This is a genomic window from Pseudarthrobacter cremeus (assembly GCF_051857465.1).
Taxonomy (GTDB): Bacteria; Actinomycetota; Actinomycetes; order Actinomycetales; family Micrococcaceae; genus Arthrobacter.
In genome coordinates this window covers 91707-108816 of the sequence record NZ_JBPZHC010000001.1, presented here as the reverse complement: position 1 = coordinate 108816, position 17110 = coordinate 91707, and the positions used below count along the sequence as shown (strand labels likewise).

Below are 17110 nucleotides of genomic sequence, written 5' to 3'. Positions count from 1 at the left end.
CGATGCTCATGCTGTGCCCGTCACGCGACGCCGGCCTGGAGGTCCTGCTGGTTCTGGAGTTCCAGGAGACGTAGCCTGTCGGCGCGGTGCTTGGCCTGCCGGTCGGGGTCCGGGATGGGCGCGGCCATGAAAAGCCGCTGGGTGTAAGGGTGTTCGGGTGCTCCGGTGACCTGTTCGCCGTCGCCCCATTCGACGATTTCGCCGTGGTACATCACGGCCACACGGTGGCTGAGGTGCCGGACCACGGCGAGGTCGTGGGAGACGAAGAGGTAGGCGACGCCGGTGCGTTCCTGGATCTCGATGAAGAGTTCCATCACGCGGGCCTGGGTGGAGAGGTCCAGGGCTGAGACCGGCTCGTCGCAGACAATCAGCTTCGGGTCCAGGGCCAGGGCACGTGCGATGGCGACGCGCTGGCGCTGACCGCCGGAGAATTCGCGCGGCAGCCGGTGCGCGGCGCCTTGGGGCAGCCGGACCTGGTCCAGGAGGTCGGCCACCCTCTTGTTGGCCGCCTCGCGTTCGACTTTGCGGACGGTGAGCGGTTCGGTGAGGATCTGCTCAATGGTCATGGAAGGGTTCAACGACGTGTAGGGGTCCTGGAAGACCACCTGGATCTCGTGGCTGAGTTCCTTGCGCTGGGCGCGGCTGGCTTTGGAGATTTCCTGGCCACGGTACCTGATGCTGCCGCCGGTCACCGGTGCCAGGCCCAGGACGGCGCGGCCCAGGGTGGTCTTGCCGGAGCCGGATTCACCCACGAGACCCACCGTCTCGCCCGGGCGGATGTCCAGGGAGACGCCCTTGAGGGCCTTGAACGGTTCGCGGCGGAAGCCCTTGAGCGGGTATTCGACGACGACATCCTTGACGTCGAGCAGCGTCTCGGTCATGACGTCACTCCTTTCAGTTCTTGGGGCTCAGCAGCGTTCCCGGCGGTGTACTGCCCCCGCGGGGCGGTGTCTTCGAGGATCGCGTCCAGCAGCTGGCGGGTGTAGGGGTGCCGGGCGTTGTTGAAGATGGCCCGGACGGGGCCGGTTTCCACCACGCGGCCGGTCTGCATGACGGAGACGCGGTCGCAGAGGTCGGCCACCACACCGAAGTTGTGGGTCACCAGGATGACACCCATGTTCAGTTCGCCCTGCAGCTCGCGGAGCAGGTTGAGGACTTCGGCCTGCACCGTGACATCCAGCGCCGTGGTGGGTTCGTCGGCGATCAGCAGGTCAGGTTCGCAGGACACTGCGCCAGCAATGAGGACGCGCTGGGCCATGCCGCCGGAGATCTGGTGCGGGTAGGCATTGAAGGTGCGCTCCGGGTTGGGAATGCCCACCTTGGCCAGCAGCGCCAGGGCCCGTTTGCGGGCCTCGGCCCTGGAAATGCCCAGGCAGACCTGCATCGGTTCCATCAGCTGGCTGCCGATGGTGAACGCGCCGTCGAGGTTGGACATAGGCTCCTGCGGAATGTAGGCGATGCGTTTTCCGCGGACCTTGGTCATTTCCTTTTCGGAGAGGTTGGCCAGGTCCTTGCCTTCGAAGACGATGGACCCGCCGGTGATACGGCCGCCCTGGGGCAGGAGCCGGAGGATGGAGAACGCGGTCTGGGTCTTCCCGGACCCGGACTCCCCCACCAGGCCGTGGACTTCACCGCGGCGGACAGTCAGGTTCACGTGGTTGACCACGTGGGTGGTGGAACCGTCCTGCTGGTCGTAGCCGACACCGAGGTCGGTGACTTCCAGCAGCAGCTCGCCGGCATTTTCATTCGGTTCTTCGGGATGGACGACGGCGGCGGCACCGCGCTTCTCCGCGGCACCTTCGGCGTCGGCGGCTGCCGCGGCTTTGCGGCTCTTCTTCACCGGGCCGCGGCTGCGTTCGAGTTCATCGCGCATGGCGTTTGCGAGCAGGGTCAGGGCGATGCAGACCAGGCCAATGATGAGGGCAGGCCACAGGACCAGGGTCGGTGACTTGTAGAGGTTGCTGAATCCGTCGTTGAGCATGCTGCCCCAGGTGGGGATGTTCAGATCGCCCAGGCCCAGGAACTCCAGGCCGGCCTGGATGGCGATCGCGATCCCCAGGACCATGGCGGACTGGATGATGACAGGGGCGCGGACCACCGTGAGGATGTGCCGGCCGATGATGCGGACGTCGCTGAGTCCGGAGACCCGCGCGGCGTCCACATACAGTTCATTGCGGACCGCGGTCACGGAGGCATAGACCAGCCGGAAGAACGCGGGCGAGAGCAGGATGCCGAAAATCATCATGGACAGCCACATGGACGGGCCCACCACGGCACGGGCTGCGAGGAGCACCACCATGCCCGGAAGTGCCATCATCAGCCCGGTCAGCCAGGAGGATACGGAGTCGAACCAGCCGCCGTAATAACCGGCGATCAGCCCGGCGGTGACGCCCAGGACCAGTGCGACGGCCAGTGCCACCAGTGCCCCGGCGAGGCTGAACTGGCCGGCGAAGAGCAGCCGGCTGAACACGTCCCGGCCGGCGCTGTCGGCGCCCAGAAGGTGCTGGGAGCCTGCCTTGGCGAGCACGTCCTTGAGGTTGGCGGCGCTGGGGTCATGGGTGGCCAGCAGCGGGGCGAGGATCGAGGCCAGCGCCACGAGGAACAGGACCAGCAGGGATGCCGCACCGGTGGGGTGGGTCAGGAGCCTGCGGAAGAGGGAAACCTTGGCTGCCGTGACGGGCAGTGCGGGGGGTGTAGTGGTCATGACAACCGAACTTTCGGATTGAGCCAGCCCTGGGCAAGGTCGATGATGAGGTTGACGGCGACGACGATGGCGGCCGTTGCGACAACCACTCCCATCACCACCGGGATGTCACCCTGGCCGGTGGCGGCCACGGTGATCTGCCCGAGCCCGGGCAGGGCGAAGATCTGCTCGACAATGACGGCGCCGCCGAGCAGGCCGATGAACTGCACAGCCAGGACAGCCAGTGCCGGTCCGCCGGCGTTCCTCAGCACGTGCTTGTACACCACCCGGTTGAAGGACAGTCCCCGGGCCCGCAGGGTCCGGACGTAGTCCTGGCGGAGCGCGTCAATCAGCGAGCCGCGCACCTGCTGGACCACCGCTGCGATGCAGCCGATGGACAGGGCGATGACCGGCAAGGTGACGGTCGCGGCCCAGCCGCCGAACGACGTCGTAATCGGGACATACCCGGTGGCCTTGAACCATTTGAGGTTCAGCGCGAACAGGGATACCAGGCCCAGGGCGATCAGGAAGCCCGGGATGGCGAAGCCAAGGACGCCCACGAACTGGACCACACGGTCAACCCAGCCGCGGCGGACCGCAGCCCACACGGCTACCACGATCGAGATCACCGCAGCGATGATGGTGGCGCCCAGGACCAGGGACAGAGTGACGGAAAGCCGGCTGCTGACGCCGGCGCTGACCAGCTGGCCGTTGAACCACGACCGGCCAAGATCACCGGTCAGGGCATGGGTCAGCCAGTCCCAGTACTGGACCACGAGCGGGCGGTCCAGGCCAAGCTGATGGGCCTTCAGGGCAACCTGGGCATCACTGGCGGTGGGCCCCACGATGCGGCGGGCGATGTCGCCGCCGCCTGCATACAGCATCAGGTAGGCGACCGTGGTGATGACGAACAGCAAGAGGACACCGGACAACAGGCGCCGCAGCACGAATCGGTACATTCGAAAATCCTTTGGGAGGGTTCCTGAGGCTGCCTGGCCGGACCGCTGGCGCGGCCCGGCCAGGCAGCTGTCCGCTAGGAGGCGGGGGTGAAGGACCAGAGGAACGGGTAGGCGTTACCCGTCTGGACCTCGACGTTGGTCTTGGCGTCGGTCACGAAGCTGGACTGCGGGCGGTACCACGGGGCAAACCAGGCCTGCTCCACGATGTACTTGTTCAGTTCCTTCGCCGCGGTCTTCTGCTCGGCCTCAGTACCAAGGTGGATCTTGTTGATCAGTTCATCGACCTTGGGGTCCTCGTACTTATACGGGTTCCACGGAGCCTTGGGGGCGATCTTCATGTTGATCAGCTGCCAGTCAGACTGCTGTTCCAGGATCATGTAGCTCACGCCGAACTTGGGAGCCAGCAGATCGGCAATGAAGTTGTTGCCGACGTCGGTGAACTGCGCTGTGATGCCCACATCCTTGAGCTGCTGGGTGATCAGCGCAGGGATGGTGGGGCCCAGGAGTGTGGCGGAGGGCAGGACCAGGGTCAGCCCGCTGGCGTAGCCGGCCTCGGCCAGGAGGGCCTTCGCCTTGGCGGGATCGTAGGTGTACCGGGAGTCCAGGGACTTGTCATAGGCGTCCGACGACGGCGGGAACACCTGGGTGGTCAGCTCACCGTAGCCCTGGCCGATGGATTCGAGCATCGCCTTGCTGTCGAAGGCATAGTTCAGTGCCTGGCGGACGCGGACGTCCTTCAGGGCCGGGTTGGTGGTGCCGGCGCGGTCAAAGATCAGCAGGCCGGACCAGTTCAGCTGGAGCGGGTTGACCTTGTACCCGGCGGCTTCAATTTCCGTCAGGGTGTTGTTGTCAATCGTGTTCGCGGCATTCAGCGTGCCGGACTTGATCGCATTGAGCAGCGAGGTGGGGTCGCCGTAGACGTTCAGGACCAGGTTGTCGTAGTGACGGAGGTCCTTTGCCCAGTAGTCGGGGTTGCTCTTGTACGTGTATGAGGTGCCGGTCACCGTCGCGGCGGTGTCCAGGACGTACGGTCCGGAGCCGACGGGGTTGGTGGCGATGTCCGGGTTAGCGAACGACTTCGGGCTCTGCATGAAGGACGCGTCCTTGGACAGGTAGCCCAGGAACGCCGGATCCGGCGCTGACAGGGTGAGTTCCAGTGTGGTGGCATCAACTGCCTTGGCGCTCTGCAGGGCGGCCAGGAACTGCGCGTCCGGGGAGGTGCCGGCTTTGAACCGCTCGAGGTTTGCTTTGGCGGCATCGGCGTTGAAGGCGGTGCCGTCAGTGAACTTCACATCGTCCCGCAGCTTCAGGGTCAGGACGGTCTTCGCGTCGTTGTACTTCCACTCCGTGGCGAGCATCGGGACCAACGTGCCATCAGGCTGCATCCGGATCAGGGTGTCATACACGGCCTGGTAGAAAGGCGACAGGTTGGCGAATTCGGACTGATCGGCTGCAAAGGTTTTCGGCGCCAGAAGTGCGCCAAGGGTGAGGGTTTCGGAGGTCTGTCCTCCGGAGGAGTCTCCGCCGGCAGAGCAGCCGGTGAGGCCCAGGGCAACGGCGGCAACAACTGCGGCCATTCGCTTGGATCGGAACATCTTTGGTCCCTTTCGCGGTCAGTGGCGTCCACCATGGACTGCCATTGGGAAAGACCGTAACATGAAAACCTAGCGGGTGCTAGGTTTTTGTTTGCGGATCTTGAAACGTTCTCAAATGTGACGCTGCGCACAGCGGTTGACCAATCGGCGTCGGCCGCGTGGGATCTACCTTGTTAGGGTGATGAAATGACAGACACGGCGGCCGGCACAGTAGCTGAAGCCCCTCGAAGGGGTCGGACGCGGGGTGCCTACGCGAAGACCGAGGCGCGCCGCAAGGAGATCCTGAGCGCCGCCTTTGAGGTGTTTTCAACGTCCGGCTACCGGGCCGGATCCTTGAAGGACATAGCCGACAAGGTGGGCTTCACCCAGGCCGGGCTGCTCCACCACTTCCCCAGCAAGGAGGCCCTGCTGGAGTCGCTGCTGACCCTTCGCGACGAGGAGTCCGTGGAGCGCCTCGGCGCCTTGGAGGCCAAGGGATCGGAACTGCTGCACGCCTTGGTGGAGCTCACGCGGTACAACACCACCATCCCGGGGCTGGTGTCGCTCTACTGTGTCCTCTCGGCAGAGGCAACCGACCCCGAACACCCGGCCCACGGGTATTTCCTGCGCCGTTATGACTGGGTCCGGGGCATCATTACCGAAGCATTCACGGAAGTGGGCAGGGAGGGACGGCTGCGTCCCGGCGTGGTCCCCGCCGCAGCCACACGCCAGTTGATCGCACTGATGGATGGCCTGCAGGTTCAATGGCTTCTGGACACCGACTCTGTGGACATGCCCGCCGAAGTGGGTGCGTTCCTCGAGGCTGTCACGACCGAGAAGTTCTAGGCTCTTACACGGGCGCTCGCTGTTGGATTAGCTACGGCCGTGCTGGTTTGGGGCGGAACTTTTCCCGAAGTTTTTCCCGGGAATGGAGGGAAGCATCCTAGGCGGTTTAAATGTCGGTGCCTCGCAGGATGATGGGGGTATGGAAAGCACGACGGCGGATGAGGTGTTGGAGCGCATCATGGCGTCCGCCGTTGCCCCCGTCGTAGCCGCTGGCCGTGCCGTTGCCCCGGCCCCACGTTTTGGGAGTCTCGAGGGCGGCGACGAGTTTCAGGACGAGGCGCTTTTCCCGTCGGATCCTTTGCGCCGGCGGAAGGATCAGTGCCTGGACCGGCTGGCGGAGATTGCACGGGGCGAGGCGCGGACCGCGGCGGAGAAGGTCTGCGTTATCGCGGAATTAGTCGAGGTGTCCTCGGCGTTGGCCGCACCGGCGCAGTCGCCGCAGGAGGCCACCGCGCAGGAGATGGCGTTGGTCGCGGAGGTCGCGTGTGCCTTGACGGTCGGCGAACGGACCGCCTCCACCCTGCTGTCCGAGTCCCAGGCGCTGACCACTGGTTTGCCGTTGACCCTGTCCGCGCTGACGGCCGGGTCGTTGTCGTGGCAGCATGCCCGGGTGATGGTGGATGAGACCACGAACCTGGAACCCGGCGCCGCGAAGGCTCTGGAGGCGCACTTTCTGGACCCCACGGTGGAGAACCCCCACCGGGGCTGCCCTGCCGGGGAACTGGTCGTCTCCAGGTTCCGGTATAAGGCCCGGATCTGGCGGGAACGGCACCACCCGGTCAGCATCGAAAAACGCCACGCCAGATCCGTGGCGGACCGGCGGCTGGAATACCGGCCGGACCGGGACGGGATGGCCTGGCTTTCGGCGTACCTGCCCGCTGACCAGGCGGCAGGGATCTGGAACCGGACCACCGCCGCCGCCCGGGCGCTGCAGGGCCCGGACGAGGACCGGACCATGACCCAGATGCGGGCCGACATCGCCGCCAACCTGCTCCTCGGCGGCGACGCTGACAACCTCACCGAAGGTGTCCCTCCCTCGCCGCGGGCGCAGGTCCTGCTCACCGCGCCCATCATGGCGTTGCTTGGTGCCACCGATGAGCCGGCGATGCTGGACGGGTACGGTCCGATCCCGGTCACCATGGCACGCAGGCTCATCGCGGACGGCGCCACGTCCTTCCACCGGGTCCTGATAGATCCCCGGGACGGTGCACCGCTGGAGATCGGCCGGACCAGCTACCCGGTCACCAAAGCCCAACGCCAATGGCTGCGGCTGCGGGACGGGAAGTGCCCGTTCCCCGGCTGCCACAACCAGTCCCTGGACAACGAAGCGGACCACCTCCTCGCCTGGGCAAAGGGCGGCACCACCGGCATCAGCAACCTGGCCCAGCCCTGCCCCAAACACCACAAACTGCGGCATACCGGCGGCTGGGAACCCGGCCCGGCCACCAAAGACCATCCGCCGGGCTGGATCTCACCAACCGGCAGACATTACGCCAGTGAATACCCCGACTGGGAACCACCACAACTGCCGGAAGAATGGTCACGACTCTCAACAGATCAAATACCACCAGGTCACCTGCCGGATGCAGCCTTGCCTGCAGACGCAGACTGGCCAATTGCACCGCTCGAAGAGCCATGGCTGGAGTGGGACGTTTGGCAGTTGTCCTAGTTATGGCTGTCCTGGTTATGGCACACCGCTGCGCCTCCATTCATCGCGCTGTTAGCGTGGGCCTACCCGGTCAGCCCAGCGGTAAGTGTTGGAAATAAGCATTGGGTTGCTTGTTGCTACAGTGCCGTCAGGCCGCCGTCCACAGTGAAGATCCCGCCGGTGGCGTAAGCAGAGTCGTCGCTGGCCAGGAACACCATGATTCCCTCCACATCGGCAGCCGTTCCGGGACGCCCCAGCATGGTGGAGTCCACCAGGCCGGCGCGGCTCACAGGGTCGTTCGCGATCGTCTGGACCAAGGGGGTCTCGGTGTAGCCCGGCACCACAATGTTGACGCGGATTCCGGCATGCGCGTAGTCGGCCGCGACGACGCGGGCCAGGCCATGCACCCCGGCCTTGGAGCTCGTGTACGCCGTGAACGTCTGGCCACAGGCCACTACGGCGGTAGGGCTGCCGGTGCAAATGATCGAGCCTCCGCCGTCTTCCATGGCCCGGACAGCATGCTTGAGGGTGAGGAAGGCACCGCGTTGGTTGATGCTGACGGTCTTCTCCCACACCGCCAGGTCGAGGTCGCCAACCTTTGCGTCCTGGCCGAATAGTTGCACACCGGCGTTGGCCACCACCACATCGAGCTTCCCGGCATCGGCCACTGCGCCGTATGCGGCAGCCACGCTCTCTTCGTCCGAGATGTCCATCCGGAGGGCGTGGGCTCCGGCGGCACCAGTAGCGGCAGCGGCTTTTTCGGCAGCCTCTACGTTGATGTCAGCAAAGTAGACAGTGGCCCCTTCGGCGACGAACCGTTGCGCAACGGCGAGGCCGATCCCCGAACCCGCCCCTGTGACCAGGGCAGTTTTTCCTTCAAGACGCAGACCCATGGGGTCTCCTTTCACTGGGATGACGCCACCGTGCGATGCCGGCAGCAAGAATGTGTGGGTACTGCAGAATGTGTGGCTACCAACCCAGTAGGTGGATCAGCGGGATGCCGGAAAACGTACGACGCCGGCGGACCAGGCTCCGAGCGTCAGCCGCCCGTGCGAGGGGTGCTCGCCGTCGGCAGCTACAAAGTCAACCAGGGAACCCGAACCTGGCCCGAAGGCGGTGGGGTGGCCTCCGGCCGCGCTGGCACCTTCCGGCAGCCGCAGGTCAACCTCAGCGGAAGCCCCCGACAGGTTGGCCGCGAAAACGATGAGACCGGCCGATGATTCCACGGGATACAGCGTTACAGGGGAATTTCGCCCTGGCCAGGCAGCATCCGGGTCGACTGACAAGACGGCGTTGCCCCGCAGGGCAGCGAGTTCCTTCAGGAGTTCGCCGGCAGGATTCAACACTCCCTTCGAATCGGAGATCCCCCTAGGGCCCGACGCCTCGAAGTAAGTGACCGATGCCACCCCGTCAACCGTCAGCGAACTTATGCTTGCCAGCAGCCACGCCGCAGTGAACGGCCACGCCTGGAGTTCGTCCGCTTCCAGTTCCGCGTCCCCGTCCGACGTCGCCACGGCGTTGAACCTGGGCAGCAGGGTCACCGGGCCCACGTGCACCGGCCGTCCACCGCCCAGCCGCAACGCATTTTCGGCTACAACGCGCTGCATCGGCACGTTGTCAACGACGTGTGCGATCTCGGTGCTGTGCATCTGTGGCGTGATGCTGAAGGTCAGGGCGTCAGAGTCCGACGGCGTGCGGCCGCTGTTACGGTTCAGTTCCGTAAAGTGGGACCGGGCACCGGCCAGGAGCTGTCCCGGGAACCCTACGGCCCGCACGGCTGCCTTGAATTCGAGCCAGGTGTCCGGCTCGGTCACATTGCTGACGGGGTTGAATACCGCCAGCCGCTTGGCCTGGGGCAAGTACGGACCCAGATCCGCAACAGTGCTTAGCGGGTCATTAGTGGTTACACGAATGTCCAGACCGGATCCATGGACGGCGGCCGCGGCCCCGGCTGCCCGCAGTTGGGCGGCCCAGGCGGACCGGGAAGCCTCGCCTTGCGCTTCGACCAGTTCGACCAGCAGTGCGTCCAGCCCCGGGATTCCAGGCAAGGCTTCCGGGTGCTGGCCTGCTCCGACGGCAAGGGCGGGAACGTGTCCGGTTCTACCGCCCAGGCTCGCACGGCGCTTCGATGTGCCGGATTCGCCAATGGCAAGCATTGCAGCGGCCGCTTCCACCGCCTCCTGCGGTTCCAGCGTGGCGGCCTCGAGGAACACGGACTGCCGGACGGTGTCCCCGGCCGCCACGTCGACTGGAAACGGCCGCTCGAGCGGCGTGCTGTAGGTCTTGAAGGACGCGTCCGTCCAGTTCCGCTGATCCTCGGTCTCGAAGACGTCTCCTGTGAACTCCATCCGGAAGGCGGTGCCGGCGTCGGCCCATTCCAAAGCCGCAATGTCCATGAAGGGCTGGTGCGGGCTGATCTCGCGGGGGAACTGCGATGCCGTGATGCTTCCGTCGGAGTGCTCCACAGTGACCTCCCGCCCCGCGTCTGCCGGCAGGTGGAGCACCACCAGGCCGATCCGGTTGCTGCGGAAGGCGTGGGCGGCGGTGCCTTCGAAGGCAATCTCAACCGCTGCCGGAGTAAAGCGGGCCGTGAGCACGCCGTCGTAGTCCACGCCGTAACCGGCATACGTGACGGTCCAGCGCGCGTGCAGCCCGTCGTTGCCCTGGGTAATTTCACACTGGGAGACGGACGGCTGGGGCGTCTGCCAGTCCTGGTCCCGGACCACGGCTTTTATGGCCCGCAGCACGGGCCTGCCGGCATAGCTCAGGTGGGCCAGTTCGTCGCCCACCAGTTGGGCTGACCAGGGTCCCGCGGAAAGTGCCCGGACTGGGGGTGCCAAACGCGCCTGCAGGAAAGAGGAATGTTCCGGCTGGTCGGTGGGGGGCTGGAAAGACACGTGGACTGCTCTCTGCCTTGCCCGGGGCTGCTGTGGCCCGGGTGCCCGGCGTGGCTGGTGGGAACTAGTGGCTGGTGGGAAGTAGGGGCGGCAGTGTGGAGGGTGGCGCGGGTAAAGGGCGGTGTGAGCCCGTACCCGATTATTGAATCATGGGTTTCCACAAGTCAACCGGTTGACCAATAAGCGGACATGCCGGTCGAGGCGCCTGACCGCCAGGGCCAGCAGCTCTACTGTGAGGCGTCGAACCCTGCGAGCAGCCGGCGTGAGGCGGTCTCCATGTGGGAGTGCATGGTCCGGGTGACGGCCTCCGGGTCGCGCGCCTCCAGGGCGGCAAAGATCTCCCGGTGTTCCTTGAGGGCCGCGGCGGCATGCCCCTCGTCGGTCAGGGCGCGGTCCACCCAGATCCGCAGCAGTGACCGGATGCTTTGCAGCAGCTCCCGCAGGACCTGGTTTCCCGAGCTTTCCGCGATTTCACGGTGAAACAAAGCATCCGCCTCCACGAAGGCGGCGAGGTCATCAAGGGACTCTGCCATGGTAGTGAGGTTGCCCTTCATCCGCTCCAGGGCCTCGTCGGTGATCCGGTCGGCAGCAAGCTGCGCCGCCTGGACCTCCAGGCCGCTTCGCAGCTCCACCAGCTCCCGGGTGCGCGGCGCGCCAAGCATCAAACCCCAGCTGAGCGTGCGGGGCAGGAGCTCAGAGATGCCGTCGCGGAGGTAGGTACCGGATCCGGGACGGACTATCACGATGCCCAGGATCTCCAGTGCTGCCAGCGCCTCACGCACGGCGGACCGTCCCACGCCCAGCGACGCAGCGAGCTGGCGCTCGGCCGGCAGCCTTGTACCGACGGCGATGTCCCCGCTGGTGAAGTAGGCCAGCAGGCGCTCGGCGACCTCCGACACAACCGATCCCTGGCCCACTGAACCCAGGGCTGCGCTGATCTTGGCCGTCGACGCGGCGGAGTTTGTTGACACAGCCCAAGCGTAGCAACCGGCTCCTTTCCCGCCCTGCAAGACGCAATGTGAATAAGTCACACGTCAACCGGTTGACCAATTTGAGTTTGACTCGTATGGTGGAACTCACATGCTTCAGCCGCCGGTTGGTCCACGGACCCTCATTCCGGCACCCACAGACCCCCAGCTCCAGTGACTGAAGCGCGGGGAAGATCAATTTCTAGGAGTCAACGTGGACACCACACAATCGGTGGTCGAAAAATCTGCCATCAGGAAAGTGGCGATCCGGCTTGTGCCGTTCGTCGCCCTGATGTTCTTCATCAACTACCTGGACCGCACGGCTATCTCCTTTGCCGGTCCGAACGGCATGAACACAGACCTTGCCCTGTCCGCCGCCCAGTTCGGCTTTGCGTCAGGCGTCTTCTTCATCGGGTACATCCTGCTTGAGGTCCCCAGCAACCTGGCCCTGCACAAGTTCGGTGCCCGCCGCTGGCTCGCCCGCATCATGGTCAGCTGGGGCATCGTGTCCCTGCTGTTCACCTGGGTGGGCAACGTGGAGCAGCTCTACGTCCTGCGCTTCATTCTTGGCGTGGCCGAAGCAGGATTCTTCCCCGGTGCCATCCTCTTCCTGAGCCTCTGGGTCCCGTCCCGGCACCGCAGCAAGATCCTCGCCCTCTTCTACCTGGCCCAGCCGCTGACCACCGTGATCGGTGCCCCGCTGGCCGGCCTCCTCATCCAGCAGCACGGCCTCTTCGGCCTCGCCGGCTGGCGCGTCATGTTCTTCGGCGTCGCAATCCCCGCCATCATTATCGGCGTCATCGCCTGGTTCTACCTCGCCGACTCCCCCGCCAAGGCCAAGTGGCTGACGCAGGAAGAGAGGACCTGGCTGACCGGCGCACTGGAGAAGGAAAAGAAGGAAACCGCTGCCAGCAACAAGCACGTCAGCGTCCGCACCGTCTTCGGTAACGGCCGCGTCTGGATGCTCTCGGCGATCTATTTCGGGTTCATCTACGGCCTATACGCCCTCGGATTCTTCCTGCCCACCATCATCGCGGGCTTTGAAGGCATCTACGGCACGAAGTTCGACGTGTTCCAGAAGGGCCTGATCACGGCCATCCCGTACCTGCCGGCAGCGTTTGCCCTGTACTTCTGGTCCAAGGACGCCACCAAGCGCGGCGTGAAAACCTGGCACATCGCCCTCCCGGCGCTCACCGGCGCCCTCAGCATCCCGCTGGCACTGTTCGCCGGTTCGCCGGCAGCAACCATCGCCGTCATCACCATCACGGCCATGTCGATCTTCGCGGCGCTGCCCAACTTCTGGACGGTGCCCACGCAGTTCCTCACCGGTGCAGCCGCAGCAGCAGGCATCGCCCTGATCAACACGGTCGGCAACCTGGCCGGCTTCAGCGCGGGCTACGTCACCGGCTGGCTCAAGGATTGGACCGGCAGCTACACCGTTCCGATGTTCGTCGTCGGCGGCTTCATGCTGATGTCCGCCATCCTCATGGTGGTCCTGAGCCGCTCCGGCAAGGTCACCGACGGTGTGCCCGCTGAAGCGCTGGACCCGGCCGGCGCCGGGCACCACGCCGAGCCGTAACAGACCCGGAGGCGTCCCCCTCACCCGGGGACGCCTCCGCACCACCTCCCCGATGACGACTTTCCTTAGTTAGGCCCAGGAGCTTTCCCATGACCCGCCTGTTCAATGAGCCCGCAGCTTTTGCTGACGAGATGATCGAAGGCTTTGTCGCCTCCCACGGACGCTGGATCAAGCGTGTTTCCGGCGGCGTGGTCCGCAACACCAGGAGCACACCGGACTCGGTGGCACTGGTCATCGGGGGTGGTTCCGGCCACTACCCGGCCTTCGCCGGTCTCGTAGGCCAGGGCCTGGCCCATGGCGCCGCGATGGGCAACCTGTTCGCGTCGCCGTCGGCCCAGCAGATTTACAACGTGGCCAAGGCGGCAAACAACGGCGGAGGCGTGCTGCTGGGCTACGGCAACTACGCCGGTGACGTCCTGCACTTCACCCAGGCCCAGGACCGTCTCCGGGCGGAAGGCATCGACTGCCGCAGCATCGCCGTCACCGACGACGTCTCCTCCGCCCCGCTCGCCGAACGCGCCAAGCGCCGCGGGATCGCCGGGGACCTGACCGTCTTCAAGGTCGCTGCCGCCGCCGCCGAAGCCGGCTGCTCCCTGGACGCAGTCGTGGAAATCGCCGAACGCGCCAACGACCGCACCCGCTCTTTCGGTGTCGCGTTCAGTGGCTGTACCCTGCCGGGCGCGGACCACCCGCTGTTCTCCGTCCCCGAGGGCCGGATGGCCGTGGGGATGGGCATCCACGGCGAACCCGGCATTGATGAGACGGACATCCCGACGGCGGATGAGCTCGCGGAGCTGCTGGTGGCCAAGCTTCTCACCGAGGTTCCCGACGGCCTCACAGCGGCCGGCGCCCGGGTGGTTCCCATCCTCAACGGGCTGGGCAGCGTCAAATACGAAGAACTCTTTGTTCTCTACCGACGCGTCGCCCAGCTCCTGGCCGAGGCGGGACTCGAGGCGGTGGATCCGCAGGTGGGCGAACTTGTGACCAGCTTCGACATGGCCGGCACTTCCCTGACCCTGTTCTGGCTCGACGCGGAACTCGAGACCCTGTGGAACGCCCCGGCTGACGCTCCGGCTTTCCGCCGCGGCGCCGTCACGGCCGAGGCCCTCGAAGCAGGTGTTGCCGACCTCACCGAAGCCGTAGTTTCCATCCCCGAAGCAACGGCGGAGTCCCGCGCCGGTGCCGTCCGCATCCTCGCCGCGCTCGTTGCGGCCAAAGCTGTAGTGGATGCCAACGCCGAGGAACTGGGCCGGATCGATGCGATCGCCGGCGACGGCGACCATGGCATCGGCATGGAACGCGGTGTCCGCGCCGCCGTCGACGCCGCAACGGACGCCGTCGCCCGCGGTGCAGGTGCCGCAACCACCCTGTACTTTGCCGCTGATGCGTGGGCGGATAAGGCCGGCGGCACCTCCGGCGCCCTGTGGGGCATGGCCCTGCGGGCCGTAGGTGACGCCGTGGATAACGCCAACGCGCCCGACGCCGGTGCTGTTGCCGCCGGGGTGGCCGGGGCCGCGGCCGCGATCATGGACTTCGGGAAGGCCAAACCGGGCGACAAGACCCTGGTGGACGTCCTGGTCCCGTTCCGCGATGCCCTGGCCACCGACGTCGGGGCCGGGAAATCCCTGACCGAGGCATGGGGTGCCGCCGCCCTGACCGCCGAGCAGGCCGCCGAAAACACCGCCCAGCTGATGCCCCTCATGGGCCGCGCCCGCGTGCATGCCCAGAAGAGCCTCGGCACCCCGGACGCGGGCGCGGTATCCATGGCACTGATCATCCGGGCCATCCACAACACGCTCATCGAGCGGACAACCATCAAGGAGAAAGCATGAGCGCCAAACTGCGCCTGGTCGTCGGTTGCGACGACGCCGGATTCGACTACAAGGAAGCCCTCAAGGCTGACCTGGAGGCCTCCGACCTGGTCGAATCCGTGACCGATGTCGGGGTGGACGCCACCAGCCACACCCCGTACCCGTCCATTGCCATCGCCGCCGCTGAACTCATCGCCGCCGGCAAAGCCGACCGCGCCCTGCTGGTCTGCGGCACCGGCCTGGGGGTGGCCATCGCCGCGAACAAGGTCCCCGGCATCCGCGCCGTCACCGCTCACGACAGCTACTCGGTGGAACGCTCCATCCTGTCCAACAACGTCCAGGTCCTGACCTTCGGCCAGCGCGTCGTCGGCCTCGAACTGGCCCGCCGCCTCGCCAAGGAATGGCTCACCTACACCTTTGACGAAACCTCAGCCTCGGCCGAGAAAGTCACCCTGATTAAGGACTATGAGGGTGTCACGTCCTGCTAACAACCCGGGCTCCAACCGCGCGACGGGAACCACCACTGGAGCCGCGGCCCCGAAGGCGATCATCGGTGTCAGCCTGAAGATGTACTTCGGCTACCAGCGCTCGGTGGATTACTGCCGCGACGTCGCCGCCATTGCCCTTGCGCACCCGGCGGTCCAGAGCGGCGACATCGAACTGTTCGTCCTGCCCACCCTCCCGGTACTTCCCGAAGCCGCCCGCATCCTGGGCGCCGCAGGAGCATCGGCCGGAGCGCAGGACATCTTCTGGGAAGACGAAGGCGCGTTCACCGGTGAGGTGGGCGGCAGGACCGTGGCCGAGCTTGGCGGCCGCTACGCCGAGGTTGGGCATGCCGAGCGCCGCCGGACCTTCGGCGAGGATGACAGGATCATCGGGCTGAAGACTGCCGCGGCCTACCGCAACGGCCTCACCCCGGTCCTGTGCGTCGGCGAGCTGCAGCAGGGCTCAGTTGAAGAGGCCATCGCCCGGTGCACCGCGGAGATCGACGCCGCCCTGAACCGCGCACAGTCCCTTGCCCCGGCGGGCCGGACCATCGTGGCGTATGAGCCGCAGTGGGCCATCGGCGCACCGGAACCGGCAACCCCGGAATACATCAGCTCCGTCATCACCGGACTCGACGCGCACCTGCGCACCCTGCCCGGCCAGGCCGACAGCCGGGTGATCTACGGCGGCAGCGCCGGACCCGGCCTGATCACCAAACTGGATTCCGCCGTCGCCGGCCTGTTCCTCGGCCGCTTCGCGCACGATCCGAAGGCGCTGAAGACCATCCTGGACGAAGCCGCAGCGCGGATCGGCCTGCTCGCGGGAGCGGGAGCGGGGGCCGGAGCATGAGCGCCACCAACGGCTCACGGATCGGCCTGAGCAGCTACGCGTTCTTCTGGCAGCTTTCGGACAAGGTCTCCCAACCCCTCAGCATCCACCAGGCCCTGGAGCGGACCGCGGAACTGGGCGTGGACCTGTTCCAGATCTGCGATTACGCCCCGCTCGAAGCCATGACGGACTACGAACTGGAAGCCGTCCGGGCCACCGCGGACCGGCTGGGCATCTCCCTGGAGCTCGGCACCAAGGGCATCCGTCCCTTTCACCTGCGCAAGTTCGTGCACGTCGCGGGCATCCTGGGCTCACCCCTGCTGCGGACCATGTTCAACGTCCCGGGCCACACCCCGACGGCGGAGGAAGCCGTGGCGATCTTCAAGGACGTGCTGCCGGAGTTCGAGGCAGCCGGGGTGAAGATCGCAGTGGAAACCTACGAGCAGGTGCCCACCTCGCGGATCCTTGACGTGATCCGGGGAGTGGACAGCCCGTACCTAGGTATTTGCAGCGACCCCGCCAACACCGTCGCGGCGCTGGAGATGCCCCGCGGGGTGATTGACGCCGTCGCGCCTTACGTCCTGAACATGCACGTCAAGGACTTCGCCTTCAGCCGCAAGGACGGGTGGGTCGGATTCACGTATTCCGGCGCACCGCTGGGCGAAGGCCTCCTCGACTACGACTACATGGTCAGCAAATTCCAGCCCCACCAAAGAAACATCAACCAGATCGTCGAACACTGGCTGCCGTGGCAGGACTCCGAGGCGGAAACCATCCGCCTCGAAAACCAGTGGACCCAACAAAGCATCGAATTCCTAAGGAGCAAGTGAA

At 65.9% G+C, this 17110-nt stretch carries 14 protein-coding genes; 7 read left to right on the top strand and 7 right to left on the bottom strand.

Annotated elements, in window-relative coordinates:
* Positions 1 to 20: 20 nt before the first annotated feature.
* From ACS5PJ_RS00425 to ACS5PJ_RS00410, 4 genes are all read right to left on the bottom strand, one after another.
* Positions 21 to 881 (bottom strand): ATP-binding cassette domain-containing protein, encoded by an 861-nt coding sequence (locus ACS5PJ_RS00425; RefSeq protein WP_439432978.1) that lies wholly within the window; start codon positions 879 to 881, stop codon positions 21 to 23.
* On the bottom strand, positions 878 to 2704 hold the full coding sequence (locus ACS5PJ_RS00420) for a dipeptide/oligopeptide/nickel ABC transporter permease/ATP-binding protein (RefSeq protein ID WP_439432977.1): 1827 nt from the start codon (positions 2702 to 2704) through the stop codon (positions 878 to 880). Before ACS5PJ_RS00420 ends, ACS5PJ_RS00425 begins: the two co-directional genes overlap by 4 nt.
* Positions 2701 to 3642 carry an ABC transporter permease gene (locus tag ACS5PJ_RS00415; protein ID WP_439432976.1) on the bottom strand — a complete coding sequence of 314 codons (942 nt, stop codon included), beginning with the start codon at positions 3640 to 3642 and terminating at the stop codon, positions 2701 to 2703. The genes ACS5PJ_RS00420 and ACS5PJ_RS00415 overlap by 4 nt, the downstream gene beginning before the upstream one ends.
* Before the next feature lie 74 nt (positions 3643 to 3716).
* Positions 3717 to 5219 (bottom strand): ABC transporter substrate-binding protein, encoded by a 1503-nt coding sequence (locus ACS5PJ_RS00410; protein ID WP_439432975.1) that lies wholly within the window; start codon positions 5217 to 5219, stop codon positions 3717 to 3719.
* Between the two features lie 204 nt (positions 5220 to 5423).
* Here ACS5PJ_RS00410 and ACS5PJ_RS00405 point away from each other — a divergent pair, with 204 nt between their 5' ends.
* A complete protein-coding gene (locus ACS5PJ_RS00405) occupies positions 5424 to 6062 on the top strand; it encodes a TetR/AcrR family transcriptional regulator (protein ID WP_439432974.1) in 639 nt (212 codons plus the stop codon).
* Positions 6063 to 6201: 139 nt separating this feature from the next.
* Positions 6202 to 7731 carry an HNH endonuclease signature motif containing protein gene (locus ACS5PJ_RS00400; RefSeq protein ID WP_439432973.1) on the top strand — a complete coding sequence of 510 codons (1530 nt, stop codon included), beginning with the start codon at positions 6202 to 6204 and terminating at the stop codon, positions 7729 to 7731.
* Between the two features lie 116 nt (positions 7732 to 7847).
* Here the strand turns inward: ACS5PJ_RS00400 and ACS5PJ_RS00395 are convergent, their stop codons facing one another.
* The 3 genes from ACS5PJ_RS00395 to ACS5PJ_RS00385 form a co-directional block, all read right to left on the bottom strand.
* Positions 7848 to 8603 carry an SDR family NAD(P)-dependent oxidoreductase gene (locus ACS5PJ_RS00395; RefSeq protein ID WP_439432972.1) on the bottom strand — a complete coding sequence of 252 codons (756 nt, stop codon included), beginning with the start codon at positions 8601 to 8603 and terminating at the stop codon, positions 7848 to 7850.
* A 96-nt stretch (positions 8604 to 8699) separates the two neighbouring features.
* Positions 8700 to 10607, bottom strand: a complete 1908-nt coding sequence (locus ACS5PJ_RS00390; RefSeq protein ID WP_439432971.1) for a D-apionate lactonase family protein — start codon at positions 10605 to 10607, stop codon at positions 8700 to 8702.
* A 227-nt stretch (positions 10608 to 10834) separates the two neighbouring features.
* A complete protein-coding gene (locus ACS5PJ_RS00385; protein ID WP_439432970.1) occupies positions 10835 to 11578 on the bottom strand; it encodes a FadR/GntR family transcriptional regulator in 744 nt (247 codons plus the stop codon).
* Between the two features lie 211 nt (positions 11579 to 11789).
* Between ACS5PJ_RS00385 and ACS5PJ_RS00380 the strand changes: the two genes are divergently transcribed.
* From ACS5PJ_RS00380 to ACS5PJ_RS00360, 5 genes are all read left to right on the top strand, one after another.
* Positions 11790 to 13154 carry an MFS transporter gene (locus ACS5PJ_RS00380; RefSeq protein ID WP_439432969.1) on the top strand — a complete coding sequence of 455 codons (1365 nt, stop codon included), beginning with the start codon at positions 11790 to 11792 and terminating at the stop codon, positions 13152 to 13154.
* 89 nt (positions 13155 to 13243) lie between these two features.
* The gene (locus tag ACS5PJ_RS00375) at positions 13244 to 14986 is read left to right on the top strand and encodes a dihydroxyacetone kinase family protein (protein ID WP_439432968.1); all 1743 of its coding nucleotides are present in this window, start codon (positions 13244 to 13246) and stop codon (positions 14984 to 14986) included.
* Positions 14983 to 15453: a ribose-5-phosphate isomerase gene (locus ACS5PJ_RS00370; RefSeq protein ID WP_439432967.1), complete on the top strand. Its 471-nt coding sequence runs from the start codon at positions 14983 to 14985 to the stop codon at positions 15451 to 15453. Before ACS5PJ_RS00375 ends, ACS5PJ_RS00370 begins: the two co-directional genes overlap by 4 nt.
* Positions 15437 to 16300 carry a triose-phosphate isomerase family protein gene (locus ACS5PJ_RS00365; RefSeq protein ID WP_439432966.1) on the top strand — a complete coding sequence of 288 codons (864 nt, stop codon included), beginning with the start codon at positions 15437 to 15439 and terminating at the stop codon, positions 16298 to 16300. Before ACS5PJ_RS00370 ends, ACS5PJ_RS00365 begins: the two co-directional genes overlap by 17 nt.
* On the top strand, positions 16297 to 17109 hold the full coding sequence (locus ACS5PJ_RS00360; RefSeq protein ID WP_439432965.1) for a sugar phosphate isomerase/epimerase family protein: 813 nt from the start codon (positions 16297 to 16299) through the stop codon (positions 17107 to 17109). Before ACS5PJ_RS00365 ends, ACS5PJ_RS00360 begins: the two co-directional genes overlap by 4 nt.
* The last annotated feature ends 1 nt before the right edge of the window (position 17110 follow it).